Consider the following 248-nt stretch of genomic DNA (forward strand, 5'->3'; position numbering starts at 1 on the left):
GCGACGGGCCGGGCGCATGACTTCGTCGGCGGTCTGCACCGAGGCCACCACCTGGCCGCCGTCGCGGATCGCGTCCTGCAGTCACTGCCCACGCCCCAACGCCAGGCCCTGGCGACGGTTGCGCGAGAGATCGCCGGTGCAGGTCTGCACCAGGTCACCCAAGCCCGCCAGGCCCATGAGGGTTTCCGGCTTGGCACCAGTCGCAGCGGCCAGGCGCAGCATTTCGTTGAGGCCGCGGGTAATCAGGC

1 pseudogene is annotated in these 248 nt (G+C 71.0%); it reads right to left on the reverse strand.

From position 1 onward, the window contains the following. Window positions 1–248: pseudogene (locus tag ACQG3P_RS21360) on the reverse strand (NAD(P)H-dependent glycerol-3-phosphate dehydrogenase); the annotation flags it as partial.

It is taken from the genome of Stenotrophomonas sp. SrG (assembly GCF_050031795.1).
Lineage (GTDB): Bacteria > Pseudomonadota > Gammaproteobacteria > Xanthomonadales > Xanthomonadaceae > Stenotrophomonas > Stenotrophomonas rhizophila_A.